Origin of the sequence: Massilia glaciei (assembly GCF_003011895.2) — a bacterium.
GTDB lineage: Bacteria > Pseudomonadota > Gammaproteobacteria > Burkholderiales > Burkholderiaceae_D > Telluria_A > Telluria_A glaciei.
This window is the reverse complement of sequence record NZ_PXWF02000285.1, coordinates 21,748-28,334: the sequence shown is the minus strand read 5'-3', so window position 1 is coordinate 28,334 and position 6,587 is coordinate 21,748. Positions and strand designations below refer to the sequence as shown.

At 64.8% G+C, this 6,587-nt stretch carries 7 protein-coding genes; 5 read left to right on the top strand and 2 right to left on the bottom strand.

Annotation, left to right across the window (positions count from 1 at the left end):
* The first annotated feature begins 244 nt into the window (after positions 1-244).
* Positions 245-1,522: an EAL and HDOD domain-containing protein gene (locus C7C56_RS21650; protein ID WP_106759421.1), complete on the top strand. Its 1,278-nt coding sequence runs from the start codon at positions 245-247 to the stop codon at positions 1,520-1,522.
* A gap of 31 nt (positions 1,523-1,553) precedes the next feature.
* Here the strand turns inward: C7C56_RS21650 and C7C56_RS21645 are convergent, their stop codons facing one another.
* Both C7C56_RS21645 and C7C56_RS21640 read right to left on the bottom strand, forming a co-directional pair.
* The gene (locus tag C7C56_RS21645) at positions 1,554-2,303 is read right to left on the bottom strand and encodes an SAM-dependent methyltransferase (protein WP_106759420.1); all 750 of its coding nucleotides are present in this window, start codon (positions 2,301-2,303) and stop codon (positions 1,554-1,556) included.
* Positions 2,304-2,523: 220 nt separating this feature from the next.
* The gene (locus C7C56_RS21640; protein ID WP_106759419.1) at positions 2,524-3,138 is read right to left on the bottom strand and encodes a Maf family nucleotide pyrophosphatase; all 615 of its coding nucleotides are present in this window, start codon (positions 3,136-3,138) and stop codon (positions 2,524-2,526) included.
* Between the two features lie 184 nt (positions 3,139-3,322).
* Here C7C56_RS21640 and C7C56_RS21635 point away from each other — a divergent pair, with 184 nt between their 5' ends.
* From C7C56_RS21635 to C7C56_RS21620, 4 genes are all read left to right on the top strand, one after another.
* Complete coding sequence (locus C7C56_RS21635) at positions 3,323-3,823, top strand: YceD family protein (protein ID WP_106759418.1); 501 nt, start codon at positions 3,323-3,325, stop codon at positions 3,821-3,823.
* 246 nt (positions 3,824-4,069) lie between these two features.
* Entirely contained in the window at positions 4,070-4,252 is a 183-nt protein-coding gene (gene rpmF, locus C7C56_RS21630) for a 50S ribosomal protein L32 (RefSeq protein ID WP_106759417.1), read from the top strand.
* 181 nt (positions 4,253-4,433) lie between these two features.
* Positions 4,434-5,492, top strand: coding sequence for a phosphate acyltransferase PlsX (gene plsX, locus C7C56_RS21625; protein ID WP_106759416.1), 1,059 nt, complete (start codon positions 4,434-4,436; stop codon positions 5,490-5,492).
* 14 nt (positions 5,493-5,506) lie between these two features.
* The gene (locus C7C56_RS21620) at positions 5,507-6,493 is read left to right on the top strand and encodes a beta-ketoacyl-ACP synthase III (RefSeq protein WP_106759415.1); all 987 of its coding nucleotides are present in this window, start codon (positions 5,507-5,509) and stop codon (positions 6,491-6,493) included.
* The last annotated feature ends 94 nt before the right edge of the window (positions 6,494-6,587 follow it).

The window sequence follows — 6,587 nt, the reverse complement described above, 5'->3', positions numbered from 1 at the left end:
GGCGCGCCCGCGCCCGCTGGCGGCCGCCGCCAAGGCGCCGGGCGCGGGCGCCGACAAGGTGGCGCGTCCGGGGCGCCCGCGCGCGCCCGGCGCGGGGCCGCGCAATCCAGGCTCAAAGAGGCCGTGAAGAAACACCTGGTATCGATTTGGTAAATAGTTTTTCGACCACCGGTCGGCGCGGAGTATAGTTATCCCATGCGGGCGCCCCGGCGCGCCTTCCACCTGAGTTCACTGGAGTGGCCCCTTGGCTTACGTTACGGCAGATGCTGCGGTCGCGCCACAAAATGTGGCGGATGACTTCTTCCTCGCGCGCCAGCCGATACTGGGCCGCGACCAGCACCTGTTCGCGTTCGAATTGCTGTTCCGCACCGCCGGCGTCAACGCCGCCGACGTCACTCACGGCGCCGCGGCGACCGCGGCCGTCATTTCGCACGCGTCCCAGCTCGGCATGGCCCAGGTCGTCGGCGACCAGTTCGCCTTCGTCAATGTCGACGAAGAAGTGCTCATGAGCGACTTCATCCGTTTTCTGCCGACCGACAAGGTCATCCTCGAAATCCTCGAGACCGTGGTGCCCACGGCCGCCGTGATCGCGCGCGTGGTCGAGCTCAAGGCGCTCGGCTTCAAGTTCGCGCTCGACGACGTGGTCGCCGATTCGGAGCAGGTGCGCCTGCTGATCGGCCTGGTCGACGTCGTCAAGATCGACCTCCAGGGCGTCGCGCCCGCCGACCTGGTCGGGCTGGTCGCCTCGCTCAAGGGGACCGGGCACAAGCTGCTGGCCGAAAAGGTCGAGACGATCGAGGAATACACGCAGTGCATGGAGCTCGGCTTCGACTACTTCCAGGGCTATTATTTCGCGCGCCCGGTAATGCTCACCGGCAAAAAGATCGCGCCGTCCAAACTCGTCATCCTGCAGTTGCTCCAGCTGCTGCGCAACGACGCCGGCAGCCGGGAGATCGAAATCTGCGTCAAGCGCGACGCCCTCATCAGCCTCAACCTGCTGCGCCTGGTCAACACCCCGGCGGCCGGCGCGCGCACCCGCATCGACTCGCTGTCGCAGGCGCTCATGCTGATGGGGCGCGACCAGCTGCAGCGCTGGCTGCAGATATTGCTTTACGCCACGCCGGGCGGGGCGGTCGAATTCAATTCGCCCCTGCTGCAGATGGCGACCACGCGCGGCAAGCTGCTCGAACTGATGACGCAGCACGTGCGCCCTAACCGGCGCGGCTGCGCCGACACCGGTTTCACGGTCGGCATCATGTCGCTCATGGACGCGTTGTTCTCGATGTCGATGCGCGACATCCTCGACACGGTCGCCGTGGCCGACGAGGTGCGCGCGGCGCTGCTGGCGCGCGAGGGCGATTTCGGCCACATGCTCAGGGTCGTCGAATTGCTCGAGAACCCGGCCGAGGGCGCCGAGCTGCACCAGCACCTGGGCGTGCTGGGTATGACGGTCAAGCAGATGCGCGCGATCGAGCTGGCCGCCTTCGAGTGGGTCAGCGAGCTGGCCCACGAGCTGCACTAGGCACCCCGCGGCACCGCGGCGCCGCCCGCGTCTATTGCGCCAGCAGCAGGAAGACCGTCGGTTTCTTGTGGAAGTCCGGCGCCTGGCCGGCCGCCAGCAGCGCCTTCCATTTGCCGGCGCCCAGCGTGCGCACCGATTCGCTCGGCAGGCTCAGGTCGGTCGCCACGCAGATCAGGGTGCCGGGCTGGCAATTGCCCGTCAGCGCCTCGAGCATGGCGCCGTTGCGGTACGGCGTTTCGATCAGCAACTGGGTCTGCCGCTCGGCGCGCGAGCGCAGTTCGAGCTCCCTGATGCGCTTGGCGCGCAGGGCGGCGTCGGTCGGCAGGTAGCCGTTGAAGGCGAAGCTCTGTCCATTGAGCCCGCTGGCCATGACGGCCAGCAGCAGCGACGACGGCCCCACTAGCGGGCGCACGGTCACGCCGTGCTGGTGCGCCAGCCGCACCAGGTCGGCGCCCGGGTCGGCCACGGCCGGCACCCCGGCCTCCGACACCAGGCCGGCGTCGCGCCCGGCCAGCAGCGGCGCGAGCAGGGTGGTCAGCGCCTGGGGCGGGGTGTTCACGTTCAGTTCGGCGATCTCGATCTCCTGCAGCGGCTTGGCGAGCGGGTGGCGCAGCGCGATCAGCTTGAGGAAGGCGCGCGCCGTCTTCGCGTTCTCGGCCACGAAGTAATCGAGCCGCGCGGTCTGCGCCTGCACCATGTCAGGGAGGATGTGGGACAGGGCGTCGGGGGCCGCTTCGGTGGGGCCGAGCGTGTTGGGGATCAGGTAGAGGGTGCCGGGCATAGTCAAGTGGGTTAGGGATGAAGGAGATTATCGTCGGTCCCGCCACTGGCGGAACCGACTCCCCGCGCAAGCGGGGATCCATGCTGAATACGCATAGACGCGGCGTTCCTTTGCAAAAGGTTCATGCGTTAAGTCTGTGCGCATTCAGCATGGGTTCCCGCTTTCGCGGGAAGTCATTCCTGCCAATGGCAGTAATGACGAAGGGGGGGCGGCATAGGCATCAGGCGCCGAAGAAGCGGATTCCGGCGCGCCGCAGCATGCCGGTCAGCGCGATCAGGGGCAGGCCGGTCAGGGCGGTGGGGTCGTCGCTGTCGATGCGCTCCAAAACCGCGATGCCCAGGCCCTCGTTCTTGGCGCTGCCGGCGCAGTCGTAGGGCTGCTCGATGCGCAGGTAGGCGTCGAGCTCGGCGTCGGGCAGGTCGCGGAAGGTGACCAAGGTTTGCACGTTCTCGAGCTGGGCCGCGCCGGTCAGCGAAGGGGCGCGCCCGTCCCACAGGCACAGCGCGGTGTGGAACACGACGCGCCGCCCGCGCATTTTCCGCAACTGGGCCAGCGCGTTCGCGTGGTCTCCCGGCTTGCCGATCTGCTCGCCGTCGAGCGTGGCGACCTGGTCGGAGCCGATCACGAGGCTGCCCGGAGCCAGCGCGGCGACCGCGCCGGCCTTGGCGCGCGCCAGCCGCAGCGCCGTCGTCTCGGGCGTCTCGCCCGCCAGGGCCGTCTCGTCGATGTCGGGCGCGATGACCTCGAACGGCAGGCGCAGCCGCTCGAGCAGGGCGCGGCGGTAGGGCGAACTCGATGCGAGGATCAGGCGCTGCGGGGGCGATGTTGGTATCATGTGGTCTGCGGTCGTGCTATTTAGAAGTAACGGTGATAAATCGACCGGTCCATCAAGGTAATCCGATCGATCGCATCCCGAAGCAACGGGGCGTTTGGCCCGTGCCAAAAAAAAGCGCTAAGTCTTTGACTGCGCGGGGTCAAGCCTGTTATTATCGCAGGTTTTCCGGGGAAAATTTCTGCAAATGAGCGCTTTTGTCATCGACGCTTTTGAGTTCTGTCGAAGCAACGGCCAACGCGAGGGTGTCACACCCGTCGCCGAAATGAGCCGGTTAAACAAGGATTGCGCCGACCAGTCGGGCCAGATCTGCTGGTCTGTCACGGGCGGCACGAGCAAGCACGGGTATCCGTCCATGACGTTGTCGGTCGCGGGCACCGTGCAACTGATGTGTCAGCGTTGCCTGGCCCCGTTCGCCTACGAGATCGATTCCTCGACCGTGCTCATGCTCGGCAAGGACGACGAGCAGGCCGACGAGATCGAAGCTTTGCTCGACGACGAGAGTATCGACACGATCGTCGGCAGCCGCAACTGCGACATCCGCGACCTGATCGAAGACGAGTCCCTGCTGGCGTTGCCGCAGTCGCCGAAGCACGAGGCCTGTCCCGACAACAAGTTGTTGGACGCGCTCAAGGGCGCCAAGCCGTCGCCGTTCGCCGGCCTCAAGGATTTGGGCGGCACCGAGTAAGCGGGGCGGAACAAGCGGTACAGAACAAGCGGTACAGAACAAGCGGTACAGAACAAGCGGTACAGAACAAGCGGTACGTAAACAACGTGTCAAACGCGTGTGGTAGTCGAGTATGGCAGTGTGTAGTGATGTAATAACAGCGTTAACATGTCGGTAAGAAATATTTTTGCCGCTGGGATACTCGATTCGCATGTATTTGCCGGTCGATTGTGTTAAAATTTTAGAACTTATGTATTAGGAGTCATCATGGCAGTTCAGCAGAATAAGAAGTCCCCATCCAAGCGCGGAATGCACCGTTCGCACGACTTTCTGGTCGCGCCGCAACTGGGCATCGAGCCAGTAACGGGTGAAACGCACCTGCGTCACCACATCAGCCCGAACGGCTTCTATCGTGGTCGCAAGGTTCTCAAGACCAAAAACGACGAGTAATCGACGTCTTATTCTTGAGTAGGATGAAAGCGGTGCAACGTGAGTTTTTGCGTGGTGCCGCTTTTTCTTTTTTGGCTGCAAGCGGCAAGCGTCATTTTGAAACATGTTGAGTCTGGCAGGCGTTCGCTGGCGCAGACCGCATCCTGCCGCCTGTAGTTCCTGAGCGGTGCGAATCCATTAAATGACAATAAAAATCTCCATCGACTGCATGGGGGGCGACCACGGCCCCAGCGTTACCATTCCTGCGGCAATCAAATTCCTCGCAACACAGCCCGAAGCCGAGCTGATCCTCGTCGGCCTCGAAGACGAGTTGCGCGCGGAACTCAAAAAACTCGGCGCCGAAGCCAATCCGCGCCTGTCGGTGGTGCACGCGAGCGAGGTGGTGACGATGGACGACCCGCTCGAGGTGGCGCTGCGCCGCAAGAAGGACTCCTCGATGCGCGTGGCGATCGAGCTGGTCAAGGAGGGCAAGGCCAAGGCCTGCGTTTCGGCCGGCAACACCGCGGCCCTGATGGCGGTCTCGCGCTACGTGCTCAAGACCATGCCCGGGGTCGACCGTCCCGCCATCTGCTCGATTCTGCCCAATCAGAAGGACAAGCCGACCTACATGCTCGACCTCGGCGCCAACGTCGACTGCGAGGCCCACCACCTGCACCAGTTCGCCATCATGGGCTCGGTGCTGGTGTCGGCCATGGAGGGCATCGCGCGTCCGACCATCGGCCTGCTCAACGTGGGCACCGAGGAAATCAAGGGCAACGAGGTGGTCAAGGCCACGGCCAAGCTGCTGCGCGCCGACCACGAGCGCGGCGTGCTCAATTTCTACGGCAACGTCGAGGGCAACGACATCTTCAAGGGCACCACCGACATCGTCGTGTGCGACGGTTTCGTCGGCAACGTCACGCTCAAGGCGGTCGAGGGTCTGGCGCGCATGTTCAAGAACGTGCTGACCACCGAATTCAAGCGCAGCCCGCTGACCATGCTCGGCGCCTTGTTCGGGCGCGGCGCGCTGGGCAACCTGTCCAAGCGGCTCAACCCTTCACGCTACAACGGCGCCAGCCTGCTCGGCCTGCGCGGCCTGGTGTTCAAGAGCCACGGCGGGGCCGACGCCTACTCCTACGAGTTCGCCATCAAGCGCGCGTTCGACGCGGCCAAATACAATGTGCAGGAACAGCTTTCGACGATGATCGCCGAGTTGATGCCGCGCACCCCCGACCCGGAAGAATCGGTCTCGACAACCTAAGCAGGACGGCACCAATGACCTTGTACAGCAAAATTATCGGCACCGGCAGCTACCTGCCGAGCCGGCGCGTGACGAACGGGGACCTGATGGCGCAACTGGCGGCCAACGGCATCGAAACCTCCGACGAATGGATCGTCTCGCGCAGCGGCATATCGGCGCGCCACTACGCGGCGCCCGGCCAGCTCTCGTCCGACCTCGCCGTCGAGGCTGCCAAAAAGGCGATCGAGATGGCCGGCATCCCGGCCGACGACATCGACCTCGTCATCGTGGCCAGCTCGACCCCCGACTACCACGGCAGCTTCCCGAGCACCGCCTGCATCGTCCAGCGCAAGCTCGGCATGCACAACAACAGCGCCGCCTTCGACGTGCAGGCCGTCTGCAGCGGCTTCGTCTACGCCGTGTCGGTGGCCGACAGCCTGATCAAGTCGGGCGCGCACAAGAACGTGCTCGTGATCGGCGCCGAGGTGTTTTCGCGCATCCTCAATTTCGAGGACCGCACCACCTGCGTGCTGTTCGGCGACGGCGCCGGCGCGATGGTGCTGACGGCATCGGAGGAGCCGGGCATCCTGGCCACCAAGATGCACGCCGACGGCCGCCACGCCGACATCCTGAGCATTCCGGGCAGCCTGAACGCGGGCGCGATCTCGGGCAGCGCGTTTTTATACATGGACGGCCCGGCCGTGTTCAAGCTCGCCGTCACCGTGCTCGAGCAGGTCGCCCACGAGGTGCTCGACAAGGCCGGCATGTCCCCGGCCGGGATCGACTGGCTGATTCCGCACCAGGCCAACATCCGCATCATGAAGAGCACGGCCAAGAAACTCGGCCTGCCGCTCGAAAAGATGGTCGTCACGGTCGACCAGCACGGCAACACCTCGGCCGCATCGGTCCCGCTCGCCTTCGACCAGGCCATGCGCGACGGCCGCATCATGGCCGGCGACACGGTCATGATGGAGGCCGTCGGCGGCGGCTTCACGTGGGGCGCGGTGCTGGCGCGCATGTAGCTTGCAATATGGCCGTCCGTTAGGATGCGGCGGCCGCGGCCGGCGTTCCCCGCCGCCGGTTCGCAGGCCCATGCTTAACAAGAAAATATTTAAC

Coding starts and splice junctions, on each gene's coding strand:
- C7C56_RS21645 (WP_106759420.1), bottom strand. CDS start 2,303: ATGCCCGGCACCCTCTACCTGATCCCCAACACGCTCGGCCCCACCGAA.
- C7C56_RS21640 (WP_106759419.1), bottom strand. CDS start 3,138: ATGATACCAACATCGCCCCCGCAGCGCCTGATCCTCGCATCGAGTTCG.
- C7C56_RS21635 (WP_106759418.1), top strand. CDS start 3,323: ATGAGCGCTTTTGTCATCGACGCTTTTGAGTTCTGTCGAAGCAACGGC.
- rpmF (WP_106759417.1), top strand. CDS start 4,070: ATGGCAGTTCAGCAGAATAAGAAGTCCCCATCCAAGCGCGGAATGCAC.
- plsX (WP_106759416.1), top strand. CDS start 4,434: ATGACAATAAAAATCTCCATCGACTGCATGGGGGGCGACCACGGCCCC.
- C7C56_RS21620 (WP_106759415.1), top strand. CDS start 5,507: ATGACCTTGTACAGCAAAATTATCGGCACCGGCAGCTACCTGCCGAGC.